This window comes from Pseudomonas abietaniphila (assembly GCF_900100795.1).
Lineage (GTDB): Bacteria > Pseudomonadota > Gammaproteobacteria > Pseudomonadales > Pseudomonadaceae > Aquipseudomonas > Aquipseudomonas abietaniphila.
Map to the genome: position 1 here is coordinate 72,188 of NZ_FNCO01000017.1, position 18,867 is coordinate 91,054.

The 18,867-nt window shown below is 60.9% G+C and carries 14 protein-coding genes; 12 read left to right on the forward strand and 2 right to left on the reverse strand.

Going from position 1 to position 18,867, the window contains the following annotated elements:
* Window positions 1-244 precede the first annotated feature (244 nt).
* The 5 genes from BLS87_RS26245 to BLS87_RS26265 all read left to right on the forward strand — a co-directional run bounded on the left by BLS87_RS26245 (window position 245) and on the right by BLS87_RS26265 (window position 8,195).
* Window positions 245-1,471: an alkaline phosphatase family protein gene (locus BLS87_RS26245; protein WP_244165905.1), complete on the forward strand. Its 1,227-nt coding sequence runs from the start codon at window positions 245-247 to the stop codon at window positions 1,469-1,471.
* Between the two features lie 481 nt (window positions 1,472-1,952).
* A complete protein-coding gene (locus tag BLS87_RS26250) occupies window positions 1,953-3,200 on the forward strand; it encodes an HlyD family secretion protein (protein WP_244165906.1) in 1,248 nt (415 codons plus the stop codon).
* Entirely contained in the window at window positions 3,197-4,435 is a 1,239-nt protein-coding gene (locus tag BLS87_RS26255; protein ID WP_244165907.1) for a hypothetical protein, read from the forward strand. Before BLS87_RS26250 ends, BLS87_RS26255 begins: the two co-directional genes overlap by 4 nt.
* A 1-nt stretch (window position 4,436) precedes the next feature.
* A complete protein-coding gene (locus BLS87_RS26260) occupies window positions 4,437-6,602 on the forward strand; it encodes a glycosyltransferase (protein ID WP_074757218.1) in 2,166 nt (721 codons plus the stop codon).
* Between the two features lie 150 nt (window positions 6,603-6,752).
* A complete protein-coding gene (locus BLS87_RS26265; protein WP_074757220.1) occupies window positions 6,753-8,195 on the forward strand; it encodes an efflux transporter outer membrane subunit in 1,443 nt (480 codons plus the stop codon).
* A 666-nt stretch (window positions 8,196-8,861) separates the two neighbouring features.
* Here BLS87_RS26265 and BLS87_RS26270 read toward each other — a convergent pair.
* Entirely contained in the window at window positions 8,862-9,554 is a 693-nt protein-coding gene (locus tag BLS87_RS26270; RefSeq protein WP_074757222.1) for a sensor histidine kinase, read from the reverse strand.
* On the reverse strand, window positions 9,551-11,155 hold the full coding sequence (locus BLS87_RS26275; RefSeq protein ID WP_074757223.1) for a response regulator: 1,605 nt from the start codon (window positions 11,153-11,155) through the stop codon (window positions 9,551-9,553). Before BLS87_RS26275 ends, BLS87_RS26270 begins: the two co-directional genes overlap by 4 nt.
* A 466-nt stretch (window positions 11,156-11,621) precedes the next feature.
* Between BLS87_RS26275 and BLS87_RS26280 the strand changes: the two genes are divergently transcribed.
* The 7 genes from BLS87_RS26280 (at window position 11,622) to BLS87_RS26310 (ending at window position 18,865) form a co-directional block, all read left to right on the forward strand.
* Window positions 11,622-13,262 (forward strand): methyl-accepting chemotaxis protein, encoded by a 1,641-nt coding sequence (locus tag BLS87_RS26280; RefSeq protein ID WP_074757225.1) that lies wholly within the window; start codon window positions 11,622-11,624, stop codon window positions 13,260-13,262.
* A 484-nt stretch (window positions 13,263-13,746) separates the two neighbouring features.
* Window positions 13,747-15,387: a malate dehydrogenase (quinone) gene (mqo, locus tag BLS87_RS26285; protein WP_074757227.1), complete on the forward strand. Its 1,641-nt coding sequence runs from the start codon at window positions 13,747-13,749 to the stop codon at window positions 15,385-15,387.
* Between the two features lie 236 nt (window positions 15,388-15,623).
* The gene (locus BLS87_RS26290; protein WP_074757229.1) at window positions 15,624-15,839 is read left to right on the forward strand and encodes a tautomerase family protein; all 216 of its coding nucleotides are present in this window, start codon (window positions 15,624-15,626) and stop codon (window positions 15,837-15,839) included.
* Between the two features lie 8 nt (window positions 15,840-15,847).
* Complete coding sequence (locus BLS87_RS26295; protein ID WP_074757376.1) at window positions 15,848-16,504, forward strand: DsbA family oxidoreductase; 657 nt, start codon at window positions 15,848-15,850, stop codon at window positions 16,502-16,504.
* A 51-nt stretch (window positions 16,505-16,555) separates the two neighbouring features.
* Window positions 16,556-17,269, forward strand: a complete 714-nt coding sequence (locus BLS87_RS26300) for an SDR family NAD(P)-dependent oxidoreductase (protein ID WP_074757378.1) — start codon at window positions 16,556-16,558, stop codon at window positions 17,267-17,269.
* 100 nt (window positions 17,270-17,369) lie between these two features.
* A complete protein-coding gene (locus BLS87_RS26305; RefSeq protein ID WP_074757231.1) occupies window positions 17,370-17,789 on the forward strand; it encodes an organic hydroperoxide resistance protein in 420 nt (139 codons plus the stop codon).
* A gap of 125 nt (window positions 17,790-17,914) precedes the next feature.
* Window positions 17,915-18,865, forward strand: coding sequence for an enoyl-CoA hydratase/isomerase family protein (locus BLS87_RS26310; RefSeq protein WP_074757233.1), 951 nt, complete (start codon window positions 17,915-17,917; stop codon window positions 18,863-18,865).
* The last annotated feature ends 2 nt before the right edge of the window (window positions 18,866-18,867 follow it).

The following is an 18,867-nucleotide window of genomic DNA, read 5'->3' on the forward strand; positions in this document are numbered from 1 at the left end:
GAGCTTGATCTGGGCGGCATGCCGACGAATGCGTCAGTTCCGAGACATCGATACCGGATGACCCACCGCCTTCGAGATCAAGCTAGCCCCCCACCATCGCGGGCTTAGCCCGATGTCGTCTCTGCAGCCTGCACCCCGCCAAAACTCCGCTATAACCAATAGAACCCAATTCGCCATCGACACGGATTAGTCGCCCTTTCATGCCTTATTGCCCGCGACCTCAGTGCAAAAAATGAGGCTCATCATGTACCCAATCGCCAGGCTCTGCGGTATCGCTGTGCTTCTGGGGTTATTGGCAGCGCTGCTCCTGAAAAACATGCTGTTGGGCGACGCGGTCGACTTTCATCGGCACAAAGCCCTGCTGATCGGCATCGACGGTGTGCAGTACGAACAACTCAAACACGCCATGGATGCCGGCAAAGCCCCTTTCATCACCCAGCTTCATCCGGCCATGAGCTACACCGGCGGCATCATCGGCAGCTCGACTCAGCAACCCACGTTCAGCGGTCCCGGCTGGGCCACGGTGCTGACGGGCGCTTGGGTCAACCGTCACCGAATTGCCGGCAACAACAGCAGCCTGCGCAACAAGACCGACAGTCTGTTCAAGCTGATCAGCCTGTCCTCCCCCACGCGTCACACCGCGAGCATCGTCAGCTGGAACCCGATCAACGATAACTTCATCGACGACATCAACGCCGGGTTCATCGAACTGGGCGTGAAGTGTGGGGGCGATGATCAATGCACGACCGACCGTACGGTTCAGGAACTGCGCACCGGCAATTTCGACTTTATCTTCGTGCACCTCGATCAAGCGGACAACGCAGGGCACGAAAACGGGTTTGGTCCTCGCTATCAGGAGGCAATCGCGCGGGTGGACCTGCAGATCGGGCAAATCCTCGGGGCGCTGGACAAACGCAAACAACAGAACCCCGACGAAGACTGGCTGGTCATGCTGACCACCGACCATGGACGGCGCCCGCCAGACGGTTATGACCATGGCGAACAGAGCCGCAGCGAAAAAACCACCTTCATCGGGCTTAACAAACCGGCCAACGAGGAGCTGACGCACCCAATCGGCGACCCGTTCGACAGCAGGCTTGACGGCCTGTACGGGTTCGCCAGCGTCGCCGACATCGCCCCGACGATCCTCGCTCATCTGGGGATCAACTCGGATCCGGAACGCTATGTCATCGACGGCGTGCCGCTGATCGGGCATGTCGGTGTGCGACAGCTCACCGCAACCCTGAACACCGCCACGCGCTCGGTCAGTCTGCGTTGGCGCGTCACTGAAGGCAGCAAACAACCGCTGCGCATTTATCGCTCGGGTCAACTGATCGCCAAACTCACGGACTCCTCCCGCGAATACATCGACACTGAGCTGCCACAGCCCATCGGCCCCCTCAATTACACGGTGGTGCTTAATGACGTTCCCGTTTCCAGGCTGATCACGGAGCCGCCCGCCAAGCGCTGAACCATTGGCATGACAAACGGGATCCTTATATTTTTTTGCGCTGTCGCGCTTTTCACTCTGGCTTTAATCGCAGAAACGACCAAAGGTTGGCAGTATCTGGCGCCTTCATAAACATCGCCAGATCAGTGGGTTACAGGCAACCAAAAAACCCGCCTGCCGTTCATCGCGCCAAAAAAGCGTGCCACCAAACCGGCGCCAATCTTTGAGCGCGCGCAGGTGATTGACAGTAAAAGACTTCCCGCCTAGCGTAACGGCAGTGATCGTTTTCTCCTGCCTGGATCACTTCGGCTGCATTTCTACAAGACGGGACGTATCCAGCCTTTTCAGTCCTGCGCTTTCAACAAGACAGTTCCCTTACCTCGCCTCTGACCGGGCGACGCTTTCGTATGCCTTGGTTTAGCTGTCGTCGACCTGACGCAGTCACGGCGCCTGCGTGCCCGTCTGCGAACTGATTTCTACACGCTCGACCCTGGAGTGCCGGATGATGACCAATTTGTCGATCGAGCCGATCGAGATGACGGGCAAGCCTTCGAAGCCGCGCTTTTTTACGCTGTCGCTGCTGCCCAGGCTGGTGGGATTCAGCGTGCTGTTTTTCATCGTGTGGCTGCTGTTCTCCACCCTCTTCATGCCCCTGCTGTCATCGTCCGCCACCCGCGCGATCCTGAACGCTCCGGTGATTTTGCTGACCACGCCCATCGACGGGGTGGTCAGCTCGCTCAGGATCAAACCCGGTGAGGCATTCGAGAAAGGTCAGACCATCGCCACCATCGAAAACCCCCGTGCGAATCAAGAAACCCTGCTCACCTTGCAAACCCGTCGCCTTACCCTGGAACAACAACTCGCGTCACTGAAAAGTCAGGCCGAGCATGACCAGCAGTTTTACGACGCGCTGGACAAAACCAGTCAGCAATACCAGAGCGCGTACCGCACCCGACAGCTGTACGCCCAGCGCGCGCTGAAAGCCGAAAGTGTCGCGGCCGATGCCCGTCTGCAGGACGCTCAGGCCACGGTGACCCGCAACCTGGAGTTGTTCCGTCAGGGCGCAATCAGCGAGGCGGCAGTGACCTCGTCCAAAGCTCAACTGGCGTCGCTGCAAGGCGCCGCCGAATCGATTCGTTCGCAGGTGCGCATCAACAGCGGCGACGTCTCAGCGGCCAGCGAACAGGTGTATCTCGATCCGGACCAACTGCGCATGTTCGACCTTCAGGCGCAGATGACCACCTTGCAGCTGAGCCTGGCGAACCAGACGAAGAACCGCGCGACGCAACAGGAGGAACTGGACAATCTCAACCGTCTGATCGAGACCGAACAGAACCGGGTCAGGTTGATGGCCGCCTATAACGTGGTCGCCTACGCACCGGGCACCGTGCAGGAGCTGATCGCGCCGGAAGGCACGCTGGTGCGCGCCGGTTCCACGCTGGTGCGCGCCACGCATTGCAATGAAAGCAACGTCATCGCGGTTTTTCCCGAGCGCATGGCAAGCAAGATCACCCGCGATACGGTGTTGAAAGTCAATGTCGCTGGCCTGAACCAACCGTTGCAGGCCCACGTGGTCCAGCTGCTGTCCAAGCCCAGCGATACCCAGTCTGCGAACTACAGCGTGCCCTTCCCGTTCGCCGAGCAAAACTCGGTGTACGTGGTGGGCGCCTTCGACGAAGGCCTGTCAGAAAACGAGCGCGCCCGCACCTGCAACCCGGGCAACTGGGTGACGACCGAGGTCTGGCGTTGAAAGCCTTGCTGACGTCGCTGCTGATGACCCTTGTCATCACGCCCGCGCTGGCCGAACAAAGCCGCCCCCAGCTCGAACGCCTGACCTGCGCGGCCCTCGACCGTGCCGTCCAGTCCCTCCCCGACGGCCCGGTGATGCTCGCCAGTTATCCCGCGTTCGAGGGGCGTCCTCCGGCCATCGTCGCCCTGCGCGGCGTGGCCTTCACCTACGATAACGCGCTCGCCAGCATCGCCCTGTTCGGCTGCGGCAAACCGATCTCCGCGCAACGCATCGCCGATGCCCTTGTCTACGCCACCGACAACGATCCCGATTACCAGGACGGCCGTTTGCGCAACGCCTATGCCGCAGGTTCGGTGAAGCGACAGGGTCCGATTCTGCTGCCGGGCTACTGGAGCCAGGAACGCAACGCCTGGAATCAGGACGCCTATCAGGTCGGCAGCGCCACCGGCAATCAAGCCTGGGCGGTGCTGGCCTTGCTGGAAGCGTTCCGCCAGAGCGAGGAACAGCGCTATCTGCTGGCGGCGGAAAAAGTCCTGCTGTGGACCCAGCGCAACACCTACGACAGTCAGGCACCGGCGGGTTTCATCGGCGGCTTCTACGGTTATCCGCCCAACCCGGTGCGTCAGGGCTGGAAGTCCACTGAGCACAACGTCGATCTGGCTGCGGCCTGGGCCGCGCTGAACAGCATCACGGCCAGTCAGGACAGCGCCAAGCAGGCGCAAATTGCCCGGCACTTCGTCGACAGCCAGTGGCTCGCCACCGAGGGCCGGTTCCTGATCGGCACCCTGCCCGATGGCCGCACCGCCGAGCATCAACGCTCCGGCCTGGATGCCCAGATCTGGCCGCTGATTGCCGTGGGAAATCCGCCTACCGACTGGTCCCGCGTGTTTACCTTCATCGATCAGGTGCACCGTTTTGGCGGCGGTTACGGCTTCAACCGGGACCCGGACGGGCTGTGGACCGAAGGCACCGCGCAGGCCGCCGCCGTCGCGCAACTGACCGGCGCCACCGACAAAGCCAAGCCGCTGTGGTCACTGCTGATCGACCAGCAGGCAGCCGATGGCTGGCTCTTCGCGACGCCGCAACCGCAGATCAGCACCGGGCTGGCCATCGGACCGGATTCCACCGGCAACGACTTTTTCTACTACCACCTGCCTCATCTGGGGGCCACGGCGTGGGCGGCCATCGCGGCCAGCGGCGTGAACCCCTTCACCGGAGCCCAGGAGGCGAACTGACATGCACGCCCTCGATTCGCTGCAACTGTGGCAGCTCAACCTTGGCACCCTGGCCATGGTCGTGTTGTTCGCCTGCCTGACCCATCGCGACCAATGGGGCGCGCGTGCCGTGTTCGGCGTCATGACCGGGCTGCTGCTGATCAACTACGTGATCTGGCGGGTGCGCGAAACGCTACCGGACATCCATTCGGGCTTCGCCGCGCTGTGGTCGTACACGTTCCTGTTTTTCGAGATGCTGGCGATCACTTACACGCTGGTGTCGATCGTGGTCATGCTGGTGCGCAGCGACCACACGCAAGCCGCCGATGCGGGCGAGGAACGCCTGCGCGGCGCCGGCCCACACGTGCCTGCCGTCGATGTGTTCATCTGCACGTACAACGAAGGGCTGGACGTACTCGAGAAGACGATCATTGCCGCCAAGGCCATGGACTATCCCAACTTCAACGTCTGGGTACTGGACGACACGCGTCGCGACTGGCTGCGCGATTACTGCGCGCAAATGGGCGTTTACTACGCCCGCCGACCCGACAACAGCCACGCCAAGGCGGGCAACCTCAACAACGGTTTGCGCCAGTCAGAAGCCTCGACAAACGCGCCTTACATTCTGGTGCTGGACGCAGACTTCGCGCCGCAGCAACCGATCCTGATGCGCACGCTCGGCTTGTTTGAAGACCCGAAAGTCGCACTGGTGCAAACCCCGCAGTTCTATTACAACCCGGATCCGATTCAGCACAACCTTGGCTCGTCCACTTGCTGGGTCGATGAACAGCGGGTGTTCTTCGACGTGTTTCAACCGGCCAAGGACGGCTGGGACGCGGCCTTCTGTGTCGGCACATCCTTCGTCGTGCGCCGCGACCGGATCAACGAGATCGGCGGCTTTCCAACCGGCTCCGTGTGCGAAGACATCTACACCACCTACCGCTTGCTGCAACGCGGCTACGTGACGCGCTGGCTCAACGAGCGGCTGTCGATCGGCCTGTCCGCCGAAGGCCTGACCGAGTACATCAACCAGCGCGGCCGCTGGTGCCTGGGCACGATTCAGGTCGCGCTGCTTGCGGACGGTCCACTTCGAGGGCGCGGCTACACGCTCAACGACCGGCTGCATTACATCCACGGGATGCTGCACTGGTTTTCCAAGCCGTTCATTCTGATGATGCTGATCTCGCCGTTGCTCTACTGGTATTTCGGCATCGCCGGGTTCTACGCCAAGCCGATGGACTTTCTGGCGTTCGGCATGCCGGCGCTCATTGCCTTCTGGGGTTACGGCACGTGGGTCACCGACCGCAGGACGCTGCCGATCTTCACCGAAGTCACGCAGATCGTCGCCTCGCTGGCGGTGACGGCCACGATCATCAGCGCGTTGATTCGTCCCTTTGGCCGGCCGTTCAAGGTCACGGCCAAAGGACTGGACCGGTCGAAGACCATGGTGCACTGGAAGCTGTTCGGGTTCTTTTTCTTTCTCACGCTGTTCGCGCAAGTCGGTGCGTTCACGGCGATTGCGACCGCGGACACCTTCGACGGCAACGTGCAATTCAACCTGTGCTGGACGGTGGTCGCGTTGATCTACAACGTCGCCACGCTGGTGGCCTGCGTCGACCGTCCGCGCCTGCACGGCGAAGAGCGCTTCCCCTTCCTCAAACCGGCCGGGCTGCATCTGACCGGACGCATGTTCGCCGGACGCCTGACGGACATCTCGCTCACCGGCGTCTCGTTCGCCTGCGAACACGCCGAGTTGATCAAGCCGGGGTTGCGGGGCGAGGTCTGGGTCAACAAGGTGGGCCGCGTGTCCATCGAGGTGAAACGCCAGACCGGCGACGGCCGTTTGGGGCTGCAGTTCATCGACATGGACGACGCCTTGCGCCAGCGGCTGATCGGACGATTGTTCAGCGACGCCAACACCAACGTCGCGGGTAAGGCCATGCCGGGTGTCGCATTCAGCAGTTTGCTGCGCCGCTCGCTGATCGGCGAAAAACGCCCGCCTCAGCCGCTTCACACCCGCGCCGTGCGCCAACAACGGGCCGTGCGCGGCCGTCGACCGTTGCCGCGTTTCAAGACCGTCAGCATGCGCCTGCCCGAAGGCCCTATGCCAAGACTGTCGGCCCCGCGCGGGGACGTGGTGTCGTGGCTGTTCATGCACATACGCGCGTGGTTCGGGATGCGGTTGTGATCAGGTGGTTTCAACCGTCTGGGCTGAGTTGGAGCGCACTCCCTCCCTGTGGGAGCGAATTTATTCGCGAAAAAGGGTTCACCACAACGCTCAGAGGACGTTTGCCTCACAAGAATCTTTGGTTGTTCCACGTTTACCGAGAGCACGCCGATGAACAGTTCTCTACCCTTCACCTGCCTCACCCTGCTCCTGCTCGGCGGCTGCTCGCTGGAGCCGACCTATCAGCGCCCCGACGCGCCTATTGATCAGCAATGGCCTGCCAACACCAAAGGCGCGGTGGCTGATCCGAAGCGGGCGTTTCAGGAAGACTGGCACACGTTCATCACCGACCCGCGGCTGCGACAGGTGATCGATCTGGCGTTGGAGAACAACCGTGGCCTGCGCCAATACGCGGCCTCGGTGGAAGAGTCCCGCGCCGAATCCGACGGCGCGCATGCCTCGTTGTTTCCGTCCATCGGGATCAACACCTATGCAGGGCGCAGCAAGATCCCGCCCCTGGTGCGTACCCAGGGCGGTGGCGTCAGTTCGGGCAGCCTGGACAATACGTTTCAGGCCACTGCGGGTTTCACCTCCTATGAGCTCGACCTCTTCGGGCGCCTGCGCAGTCAGCGCAACGCGGCCGATGCGCGCTTCGAGGCCAGCGAGGCCGATTACCAGACCGCACGCCTGGGTTTGATCGGCGAAGTCGCCAGCACCTGGCTGACCCTGAAGGCCAATCAGACGCTGCTCAACCTTGCGGAAACCACCTACCAGTCCCAGCAGCATTACGGCGAGCTGCTGCGCAGCAGTTACAACGCCGGCTCGACGGCACGCATCGATGTGCATCAGGGCGACGCGATGACCAACACCGCCGCCGTGCAGGTCAACACCTACCGCATGAAGGTCGCACAGAACCTCAACGCACTGCGCGTGCTGGTCGGCCAACCGGTGCCCGACCAACTGTTGCCGGTCGGCGATCTCGGGAAGACGCTGGCGACGGCCGATGTCCCGTCCGGCTTGCCCTCCAGTCTGATCCAGCGACGTCCCGATATCATGTCCGCCGAGGCGCTGCTGCGGGCCTCCAACGCTGACATCGGCGCCGCGCGCAGTGCGTATTTCCCGACCCTGTCGTTGACCGGCGCGCTGGGCAGCCTGAGCGGGGATTTCTCGAAACTCCTCACCGGCCCGGCCCAGTTCTGGCAGTTGGCAGCGGCCGGCTCGATGACGCTGATCGACGGTGGTCAGCGACGTGCTGTGGTGGACGCCAGTCATGCCCGTTATGACGCCAATACCGCAGCGTACGAAGGCACCGTGCAAAACGCTTTTCGCGAAGCCGCCGACGCGCTGAACGCCCGTCAGGAAATGCTCGCGCAAGTCGCGGCGCAACAGCGGCTGGTCGGGGATTATCAGGAAGCCTGGCGCCAGTCGCGCTTGCGCTTCGAGGCCGGGCTGGACAGCTACTTCTCGACCATGGACGCACAACGCTCCCTGTTTGCAGCCCAACAGGAATACCTGAATCTGGAACTGGCACGGGAGGTCAATCAGGTCGATCTGTACAAGGCACTGGGCGGCGGATGGACGCCCCCGAAACTGAATGTCGCGGACGCGAAATGAGACACGCGGATCGCGGATGTTCCTGATTCTGGCCGGAGGCCGGAGCGCGCTTGCCCGCGATCTGGCGCGAAGCGGCAGCAAAATCAGTCGACCCGGTTCTTCCTGACGCACCGCATGTACCGGTTTTGCTGCCGGTACCCGGCAGATCGCGGGCAAGCGCGCTCCTACGCCCTCCGGGCAGAAGCAGAACCGTGCATGGGATCACGTGAGCTTCCTGCGGGCAGAAGCGGTGTTGCAAGCGCTCTCGGCTTTTGATTCTGGCCGAAGGCCGTAGGAGCGTAGCTTGTCCCGCGATCTGGCGCGAAGCGGCAGCAAAATCAGTCGACCCGGTTCTTCCTGACACACCGCATGTACCGGTTTTGCTGCCGGTACCCGGCAGATCGCGGGACAAGCCACGCTCCTACGCCTTCCAGGCAGAAGCGGTGTTGCAAGCGCTCTCGGCTTTTGATTCTGGCCAGATCCTGTAGGAGCGACCGGGGTGGCGCTCCACCTTGCCCGCGATCTGGCGCGCAGCGGCAGCAAAATCAGTCGACCCGATCGCTCCCTACACCTTCCAGGCAGAAACAATACCGTGCCTGGCGACCTAAGCCCTCCGGGCACAAACAAGGCAGTGCCTGGCATGACGTGCGCTTCCTGCGGGCAGAAGCGGGATCGCCTATTTTCTAGCTACGGCAAATAAATACTGAACAACCCGCCGCCTAGCTCGCCGCCGTTGGCGATCTCGATGTGGCCCGTCACGCCCTGACGCTGATGCTGCCTGGCGATATTCGCCGCGAAGTACAGACCGAGGCCGGTGCTGCCGCTGCTCTGGTTGAGGCCCAGTACGTAGTCGGTCTGGTGTTCGATCATGCGCTCAGGAAACCCGGGGCCGTCATCGTTGATGCGGATGACCAGTTGCTCGCCGACCTGACCGGCGCTGATCAGCACGTGCTGGCGGGCAAAGCGGATGGCGTTGATGACCACGTTCGACACCACCGAGCCGATCAGCTCGCGGTCGAAGAAGCCCGGCAATCCAAAGTCGTCCACGTGGTAGCGCGCCACGATGCCTCGGCTGTCGAGCACCTCTTGATGAAACGCCAGTTGCGCCTCGATGAAGTCGTCCAGCTCGTGATAATCCGGGCGCAACGGCAGCTGGTTCACACCCAGTTTGTACAGGCCCAACAACTGCACCAGCATGCCGTTCAGGTGCGCGAATTCGTACTCGATCACACCCTGCTCTGGCGTACCACGCTGTGCGTCGGGCAGATCCTTCACCCATTGCCCGTGGGCCTGGATCAACGACGCCAGCGAGTTCTTCATGTCGTGCACGGTGGAGGCAATCACCATGGAGAAATCAAGCCCTGTTTCCTGATCGTTCATTCGCCAAACGCCCTGAGTCGCAGTTTCTGATAACGGTCGTAACGTGGATCGGTGTCGGGCATCTTGCCCACCATTTTCAGACTGTTCTGGCACTCCAGCAGGCTGGCCGTGTCGAGGTTCTGCACGCCGACGTGCAGCAGCGACTGGGCCATGTTCAACGCGATACTGATGTTCTTCGGTTGCAGCGCCAGCGCCTGACGGAACAGGTCCTGCGCCTCGCCAAGCTTGCCCGCGCGGTAGCTTCGAATGCCCTGCAGGTTCAAGTCGATGGCCGCTTTGCCCGCGCTGAGGATTTCCGGATCGTCGGTCTGCCTGGCAATGCCTTGCATGACCACCGGATCGTCCCCGTAGATTTCCGCACAGCTTTTCAGAATGCCGGCCCCGGCAGATTCCTGACCCAGCTGTTTAAGCTGCGCGGCCACGGCCAGCGCCGCGTCGGCACTCAAAAACTGTTCCATGCCTTCCAGGCGCGCCATGGCCTGCTCGGTCAGCTTGGCGGCCATTTCCGGATCGGAGCTCGCAACGCTAGTGGCTTTCATCAACCGTGCACGCACTTGCAGGCCGGCATCGTTGGTGTGCTCTTTAGCGACTTCGCTTAACGTCGTGTTGATCTCCACACGGGTGCGCGCATCCAGACCACGCTCACCGCCGCGACTGATCAACGCCTGCGCCAGACCGAGGTTGGTTTCCGGGTCCTTGAAGCGCGAAAACTGACCCTGCGCCACCGCCTGACGATAGGCCTTGGAGGCGCCATCGAAGTCCTGGTTTTCCAGCGCCAACTGGCCAAGTAAACGTTGACGACGCACGGCGTAAGGGGACAGCCGGACAGCCTCTTCGAGCATCTTCTGCGCGCGCTTTTTGTCGCCGCTGGCGATCAGCACATCGGCCAGACCGTCAAACAACACCGGCATCGCATTGAACGCACGGATCGCGTCTTCGTAGACCGCCTGCGCTTCGGCATTACGTCCGCGCTTGAACAGCAGTTTGCCCAATGCCGCGTAGGCCCAAGGCTGAGGACGGTCGGCCAGAATCGATTTGAGAAAGGCTTCCAGCGGCTCGTGCTGGTTCAGATCACGCAGGGCGTCGGCTTTGTAACGCAGGCACAGCGGCGCGAAACGTGGGTCCTGCTTGGTCAGGTTCACGCACGCCGCCAGCACTTCGGCCGGCTTGCCGCGATCCAGTGCCTGAAGAATCGGCTTGAGCAGGTTCTTGCGCTGAACGATCTTTTCCAGACGCTGCGCAAGACTTGCGCGGTTGAACGGTTTGGTCAGGTAAGCATCGGGCTCCCACTCCAGCGCGCTCATGACCATCGCCTGACTGTTCTCGGCGGTGACCATGACAAAGACGCTTTCATGGCTGATCAACTTATCGGTCATCAGGTCTTCGAGCACCTGCTGACCGTTCTTCTTGCCATCGCCCAGGTTGAAATCGTGCAGGATGAAGTCGTAGCGCTTCTGCGAACACATCTTCAGCGCCTGTTCGCCGGTATCGGCAGTGTCCACTTCCTTGACGCCCAACTCGCGCAGCATCGACCTGACCGAACTGCGGAAATCGGAGAAATCATCGACGATCAGAAAGCTTTTTTGGTTCCACGCCAGCATCGAGATTCCTGTCACGGGAGAGAAAATCAGCCCAGGGGCAATTACGTTACGGGTCGGCTGCACCGCTCCCACTTTTTGGCGGGGGGAATGATAGCCAACATCAATTTGCCATCAAGCTATTTCGCGAAAGCTTTGGCCTGTTCAGGTGCGGCACGACGCCGCTTGTCCGGGTTATCGGCGGCACCAGGGTAAAGCTTAGGTGATGGCAGTGGGAAAAAGCGACTGCAAGGCGCCTCGCGCCGATTGCTGATGACGAATCTGTGACGCAGTGTGTCGGTCCCGAATCACCAAACATGAGCGAGGGATTTCTAACGCGTCAATGGATCCAATATCACCCCGAAAACGAGCCGAAAAGCGACGTTCATCGAACGTTATTTCAAATTGTGTAAAGTCCCTCATCCCCCCGCCGATAGGGAGTGAAAGCGGTGTTTGCATCGCCCACCCTTACCCTGTCCGAGTAATCGTCATGTCTTGGCTGACCAATTTGAAACTCAAGTCCAAACTCCTGTTTGCGTTTAGCCTGTGCGCCTTGATCACCATCGCAGTCGGGGTATTGGGACAAAACGGCATTTCACGCCTTTACGACCTGTTTCAAGGCACCGTCAACAATAACCTGGTGTCGATTACCAAGGTCGATTCGGTCAAGGCCAACGTCATCGCCACCAACCGCGACTTCTTCAAAGTCATCGGGCTGAGCGTGCTCAAAGCCAGCCCGGAAGACATCAGCTCGGCAATCCAGTCGCTCAAGGAAAACCAGGCGCAGGCAGACACTGATTTCCGCATCTACCGCGCTACGCCTCTGGCGGCCGATGAAAAAGCTGCCGGCGACGACTTCGAGCGTGACTGGCGAGCGTACATGGCGGCCGTGCAAAACACGCTCGCGGTTATCCAGAGCGGCGACCTCGATCAAGCCAGCAAACTGGCCGCCAGCAGCGTCACACCGAGCTACCGCAAAACCATGGGCGAGCTGAAAATCATCATTGAGTCCAACGCACGGCAGGCCGCCGAAGCCACTCAGGCGGGTGTCGACCTGGACCGTCAGGTGACGTGGATGCTGGTCATCGGGTCCCTGATCGCTGTGGTCTGCGCCATCACCTTGGGCCTGATCGTCACGCGGATGATCACCCGTCCGATCTATCAGTCGGTGGAAAGCGCGACGCGCGTGGCCAGCGGCGACCTGACCCATGCCATTGCCGTGGGCGGCCAGGACGAAACCGGTCAGTTGCTCAAGGCACTGTCCAACATGCAAGGCAACCTCAAAGGCACCGTGCAGCAGATTGCCAATGCCTCGGATCAACTGGCGTCGGCCGCGGAAGAGCTGACGGTGGTGACCGATGACAGCACCCGTGGATTGCAGCGTCAGAACGATGAGATTCAACAGGCGGCCACCGCCGTGAACCAGATGACCGCAGCGGTCGAGGAAGTCGCCCGTAACGCGGCCAGTGCCTCGCAAGTTTCGGCCCAGACCGCCGACGATGCGCTCAAAGGGCAGCGTCAGGTGCAGCAAGCGGTCACCGCCATGAACACCATGACGGTGGAAATCAACGATTCGACGCAACGGGTCGAAGCCCTCGCGGGCCAGATTCGCGACATCACCAAGGTGCTGGATGTGATTCGCGGCATCGCCGAACAGACCAACCTGCTGGCCCTCAACGCCGCCATCGAAGCCGCACGCGCCGGTGAGCAAGGCCGCGGTTTTGCGGTGGTCGCCGATGAAGTTCGCGCCCTCGCCCACCGCACCCAGGTGTCGACCGGTGAAATCGAATCGATGATCACCCAGGTGCGCAACGGCGCCGATGAAGCCGTGCAGGCCATGGGCAAGAGCCAGTCCATCGCGGCCAATACCCAGACGCTGGCCACCGAAGCCGGACTGGCACTGGAACGCATCAGCGAGGGCGTCAGCCAGATCAACGAACGCAACCTGGTCATCGCCAGCGCCGCCGAGGAACAGGCCCAGGTCGCCCGCGAAGTCGACCGCAACCTGGTGAACATCCAGGACCTGTCCGCCCAGACCGCCGCAGGCGCCAACCAGACCAACGCCTCCAGCCAGGAACTGTCGCGTCTGGCGGTGTCGTTCAACGCCATGGTGGGCAAGTTCACCCTCTGATTCTTGGCCGCCCCTGTGGCCGGCTTGCTGGCGAATGGAGAACTGTCGGCCACTGCCGATGTGGCTGAAAGGACACTTTCGCCAGCAAGTCGGCTCCACAAAAACGGTGTCAGTGCAGACACCGCAGCCACCCTTTAGCCACCTGAGACAAATTGGCGAATTGACTAAATCGTCCTACGATTTGTCGTAAATCTCATTTCGGGTACAATCCCGCCCCTCCCGCAGATCACTTGGACCTGATGACCGAGTCCTGCGGGGGTGTAGATGTTTACTCAAGCTGCTGAATCCAATGATCGAATAAAAAGCCAGCACCGAGGGACATAGAACGGGAAGTCCCGGACTCATTGACTTCCTGACCCTGCCTCCTCGTCTTCTGAGAGCGAAGCCTTCTGACGTTTGTACCCCGAACCGGGTTGCAGCAACGGCGGGACGTTGCCTGATGAAGGACCGCAGGTGGATAACTTTCTCTCTATTGGATGACTCAATGTTCAAGAAAACGAGCAAGGCTCTGTTGGGCCTGGCGATTTCGGCGACCTTCCTGCAAGCCCACGCGGCTGAAAGCAAGAAAGTCGACGTCCTGCTGATCGGTGGCGGCATCATGAGTTCGACCCTGGGTGTCTGGCTCAACGAGCTGGAGCCGGGCTGGTCGATAGAAATGGTCGAGCGTCTGGACGCGGTCGCCGAAGAAAGCTCCAATGGCTGGAACAACGCCGGTACCGGCCACTCGGGCCTGGCCGAACTGAACTACACGCCAGAAGACAAAGACGGCAAGGTCAATATCTCCAAGGCCATCGAAATCAACGAAGCCTTCCAGGTGACCCGTCAGTTCCTCTCCTGGCAGGTCCGCCAGAATGTCCTGAAGAACCCGCCTTCGTTCATCAACACCACTCCGCACATGAGCTTCGTGTGGGGCGATGACAACATCAAATTCCTGAAGAAGCGTTACGACGCGCTGCAAGCCAGCCCGCTGTTCCGTCCGATGCAATACTCCGAAGACCCGGCGCAGATCGCCAAGTGGGTCCCGCTGATGATGGAAGGCCGCGATCCTTCCCAGAAGCTGGCGACCACCTGGACGCCGATCGGCACCGACGTCAACTGGGGCGAAGTCACCCGTCAATACGTGTCCTACCTGCAGACTCGCCCGAACTTCGACTTGAAGCTGTCCAGCGAAGTCAACGACATCACGCGTAACGAAGACGGTTCCTGGCACGTCGAGTACAAGAACCTGAAAGACGGCACCACTTCCGGTACCGATGCCAAGTTCCTGTTCATCGGTGCAGGCGGCGGCGCGCTGAAGCTGCTGCAGAAATCCGGCATCCCAGAGGCTCGCGACTACGCAGGCTTCCCGGTCGGCGGTTCGTTCCTGGTAACCGAGAACCCGACCGTCGCCATGCAGCACATGGCCAAGGCCTACGGCATCGCTTCCACCGGCGCGCCACCGATGTCGGTTCCGCACCTGGACACCCGTGTGCTCGACGGCAAGCGTGTCATCCTGTTTGGCCCGTTCGCGACCTTCTCCACCAAGTTCCTGAAAGAAGGTTCGTACCTGGACCTGTTCAGCAGCATGACCACGCACAACTTCTGGCCGATGACCAAGGTCGGCATCGAGCAGTACCCGCTGGTCGAGTACCTCGCCGGTCAACTGATGCTGTCTGACGACGACCGTTTCAAAGCGCTGCAGGAATACTTCCCGCACGCCAAGAAAGAAGACTGGCGCCTGTGGCAAGCCGGTCAGCGCGTGCAGATCATCAAGCGTGACGCGGACAAAGGCGGCGTGCTCAAGCTGGGCACCGAAGTCGTGTCGTCTCAGGACGGCACCATCGCTGCGCTGCTGGGCGCATCGCCAGGCGCTTCGACCGCCGCTCCGATCATGCTGAACGTGCTGGAAAAGATCTTCAAAACCCAGGTGGCAACACCTGAGTGGCAAGCGAAGATCCATCAGATCGTGCCGAGCTACGGCACCAAGCTGAACGAATCGCCGGCCGCTGTTCAGCAGGAGTGGAACTACACCGCTGAAGTCCTGCAACTGGGCAAGCCTCCGGTCATTGACCAGACCGTTGGCACCAGCCCGGCGACGCCGTCCAAGCCGGCTGAAAGCAAGCCAGCGAACGACATGGCACTGTAAGACTCACTGCCGCTTGCCGGCATTGATGACGCAGTGAAGATAAAGCCTCGGGGCTGAAAACCCGTGGCTTTATCGTTTGAGGTCCGCACGTCAGGGGATTGCGACCCGTTTGATTCGTTACACCGCATCACAAATGAAGTACCCCGCCCCGCATTTATCCCGTCGCTGCAAGCTCCTAAAGTCAACTCCACTTGCTCTTCCACCCTCCCGGTGGGAAGCACACTGGAGACTTTTCCATGCCTTTCATCAGCGTTCGCATCACCCGCGATGGCGTTACCAAGGAGCAGAAAGCTCAAGTCATCGCCGAAATCACCCAGACCATGCAGACCGTCCTGAACAAGGACCCTCACCTCACCCACATCGTCATCGAAGAAGTGGACACCGATAACTGGGGATACGCCGGTATTACCACCACGGAGTACCGCAAGAACCTGGCGGAGTCAGCCTCGTGAACCCGGCCGTGAACCGTACCGTCAAGGTCGATTTCGTGTCGGATGTCGTGTGCCCCTGGTGTGCGTTGGGAGCGACAGCACTCGAGCAGGCCATAGCGAACCTCGCCGGGGAAATCACCGTCGAGCTGACCTACAAGCCCTTCGAACTGAACCCGGACATGCCGGCCGAGGGCGAGCACGCCGTCAAGCACATGATGCGCAAATATGGCCGCACCCTTGAAGAAGTCGGTTCCCGTAACGAGATGATCATCGCCCGTGGCAAGGCGCTTGGCTTTCGCTTCGACCTGGAAAAACGCAGTCACTTCTACAACACCTTCGACGCCCATCGCCTGCTGTTGTGGGCCACCCACGAAGGTCGTCAGGTCCCGCTGAAGAAAGCCCTGCTGAAGGCCTACTTCACGGATGGCCAGAACCCCGGCGATCAAGAAACGCTGGTGCGCCTGGCGGGTGAAACCGGACTGTCAAGCGACCGCGCCCGTGAAGTGCTGGCAGCCGGTGAGTTTGCCGACGAAGTCCGTGAGCTGGAGCGTTTCTACACCGACCGCGGAATCAATTCTGTCCCGGCGATGGTACTGAACGATCGCCAGTTGGTGGCCGGATCGCAGTCGGTCGAGCACTACGAAACCGTCCTCAGGCAGATGGCGCAAGAACCCGCCGCCGCTTGATAACCCACTTACCGATTCACACCCTATCCATTAATGAGCGAGAACATCATCATGAGCAATTCGAAAAAAGTCGTTGTGGTCACCGGTGCATCCCAAGGTCTTGGCGCTGGCATCGTCGCGGGTTTCCGCAAGCTGGGCTATCAGGTCGTCGCCACCTCGCGTTCGATCCAGCCATCGACCGACCCGGACATCCTCACCGTGGCCGGTGACATCGCCGACCCTGCGACCGCCGAGAAGATCATCCGCGAAGGTGTGGCCCGCTTCGGCCGCATCGACACGCTGGTCAACAACGCCGGTATCTTCCTGGCCAAGCCGTTCACCCAATACACCCGAGAAGACTACGTAAACACCGTGGCCACCAACATGGGGAGCTTCTTCCACATGTCGCAGCACGCCATTGCGCAGATGGAAAAACAGGGCGATGGCGGTCACGTCGTCAGCATCACCACCACGCTGGTCGACCACGCCATTGACGGTGTGCCTTCGGTGCTCGCGTCGCTGACCAAGGGCGGCATGAACGCCGCCACCAAATCGTTGGCGATCGAATACGCCAAGCGTGGCATCCGCGTGAACGCGGTCTCCCCGGGCATTATCAAGACGCCGATGCACGGCGAAGAAACCCACGCAGCGCTGGGCAGCCTGCACCCGATGGGCCACATGGGCGAAGTCCAGGACATCGTCGGGGCCGTGCTGTACCTCGACAGCGCCGCCTTCGTGACAGGCGAAATCCTGCACGTCGACGGTGGTCAGAGCGCCGGTCACTGATTGCCGACTCGATATCTTCAAAAAGCGGGCTACTGTTGGAAACGGCTCACGCCACGCTGCGCCATCCGGCGTAGCCCGCATTTATCGTAAGGAGCGCACCATGGACAAGAACATCGAGAAAGTGCTGTACACCGCCAAGGTCCACACGGCCGGTGGCCGCGACGGCACAGCGGTCAGTTCCGACAAACGCCTGGACATCAAACTCTCCTCGCCCGGCGCCAAAGGCGAGGGCACCAACCCCGAGCAACTGTTCGCGGCAGGCTGGTCGGCGTGCTTCATTGGCGCCATCGGCGTCGTAACCGCCAAGATGAAAGTCACCATGCCACCCGACACCACCGTGGATGCAGAGGTCGATCTGGGCACTAACGCCGGCGGCTACCTGATCCAGGCACGGCTCAACGTCGCATTGCCCGGACTGGACCGCGAAACGGCGCAAAAAGTCGTGGATGCCGCCCACGAAGCCTGTCCTTACTCGAAGGCAACGCGCGGCAACATCAATGCCGTAATCACGCTGGTTTGACGCGCTCACCTGATTGAACTGCGTGCACTGACGTAGCGTCGACGCCCGCTGGCCCTGCCTTTCCAGCCCGCTCTGCCCTGCGGCACGCAGTCTTCAAATAAAACTTCTTACGCTGGAGGTTCTATATGAAACTGCAAATGCTCACGGCTGCACTGATCATCGGTGGGCTGTCGATCTCTGGGGCCACTCAAGCCGCCGAAACGTCGACAGCCCCTGCGGCATCGGCTGGCAAAACCAGTGCAGTGAAACAGGAAGTGAAGCTGACCCGGGTGACGCCCGAGTACTGGCGGGTCACCTTTCACAACCCTCCGTTCAATATCTACGGCCCGGAAACCATGCCTCAGTTGAACGAAGTCATCACCGCCATCGAATCCGACCCCAAGCTGCGTGTTGTGGTATTCGACAGTGACGTGCCTGACTTTTTCCTGACGCACTACGATTTCGTACCGCCCCTGACCGACACGACCAGCATGCCAAACGGCAAGACCGGGCTGCCGCCGCTTCCCGACATGTTGGTGCGCCTGAGCAAGGCACCGGTCGTGTCGATCACCTCGATACGTGGGCGCGCCACGGGCGTGGGCAGCGAGCTTGCACTGGCAAGTGACATGCGATTCGCCAGCCGTGAAAAAGCCGTTCTGTCGCAATGGGAAATTGCCGCCGGCCTGGTGCCGGGAGGCGGACCCAGCTCTCGGCTGCCACGCCTGATAGGCCGCGGCCGTGCGCTCGAAGTACTGCTCACCGGAGAGGACATCAATGGTGATCTCGCCGAGCGTTACGGCTACGTCAACCGCGCGCTCCCCGATGGACAACTGGACGGTTTCGTTGACGCCATGGCGCGTCGTATCGCCCGTTTTGACAAAGAAACGATCGCAGACATCAAGAATCTGGTGAACAAATCCAGCCTGCCTGCTGACGAAGACATCGGTGCGGAATGGCAAGGATTCATTGATTCAGTGCAACGGCCAGCAACTCAACACCGCATCAAACAATTGATGGACATGGGTCTGCAACAGAACCCCGATGTTGAAAAACGCCTGCCTGTCTACACCGGTAAAACCGGGGAAGCCTCGAAATAAAG

Excerpts from the sequence above, each read along its gene's own strand:
- BLS87_RS26245 (WP_244165905.1), top strand. The coding sequence starts at position 245 with ATGTACCCAATCGCCAGGCTCTGCGGTATCGCTGTGCTTCTGGGGTTA.
- BLS87_RS26250 (WP_244165906.1), top strand. The coding sequence starts at position 1,953 with ATGATGACCAATTTGTCGATCGAGCCGATCGAGATGACGGGCAAGCCT.
- BLS87_RS26260 (WP_074757218.1), top strand. The coding sequence starts at position 4,437 with ATGCACGCCCTCGATTCGCTGCAACTGTGGCAGCTCAACCTTGGCACC.
- BLS87_RS26265 (WP_074757220.1), top strand. The coding sequence starts at position 6,753 with ATGAACAGTTCTCTACCCTTCACCTGCCTCACCCTGCTCCTGCTCGGC.
- BLS87_RS26270 (WP_074757222.1), bottom strand. The coding sequence starts at position 9,554 with ATGAACGATCAGGAAACAGGGCTTGATTTCTCCATGGTGATTGCCTCC.
- BLS87_RS26275 (WP_074757223.1), bottom strand. The coding sequence starts at position 11,155 with ATGCTGGCGTGGAACCAAAAAAGCTTTCTGATCGTCGATGATTTCTCC.
- BLS87_RS26280 (WP_074757225.1), top strand. The coding sequence starts at position 11,622 with ATGTCTTGGCTGACCAATTTGAAACTCAAGTCCAAACTCCTGTTTGCG.
- mqo (WP_074757227.1), top strand. The coding sequence starts at position 13,747 with ATGTTCAAGAAAACGAGCAAGGCTCTGTTGGGCCTGGCGATTTCGGCG.
- BLS87_RS26290 (WP_074757229.1), top strand. The coding sequence starts at position 15,624 with ATGCCTTTCATCAGCGTTCGCATCACCCGCGATGGCGTTACCAAGGAG.
- BLS87_RS26300 (WP_074757378.1), top strand. The coding sequence starts at position 16,556 with ATGAGCAATTCGAAAAAAGTCGTTGTGGTCACCGGTGCATCCCAAGGT.
- BLS87_RS26305 (WP_074757231.1), top strand. The coding sequence starts at position 17,370 with ATGGACAAGAACATCGAGAAAGTGCTGTACACCGCCAAGGTCCACACG.
- BLS87_RS26310 (WP_074757233.1), top strand. The coding sequence starts at position 17,915 with ATGAAACTGCAAATGCTCACGGCTGCACTGATCATCGGTGGGCTGTCG.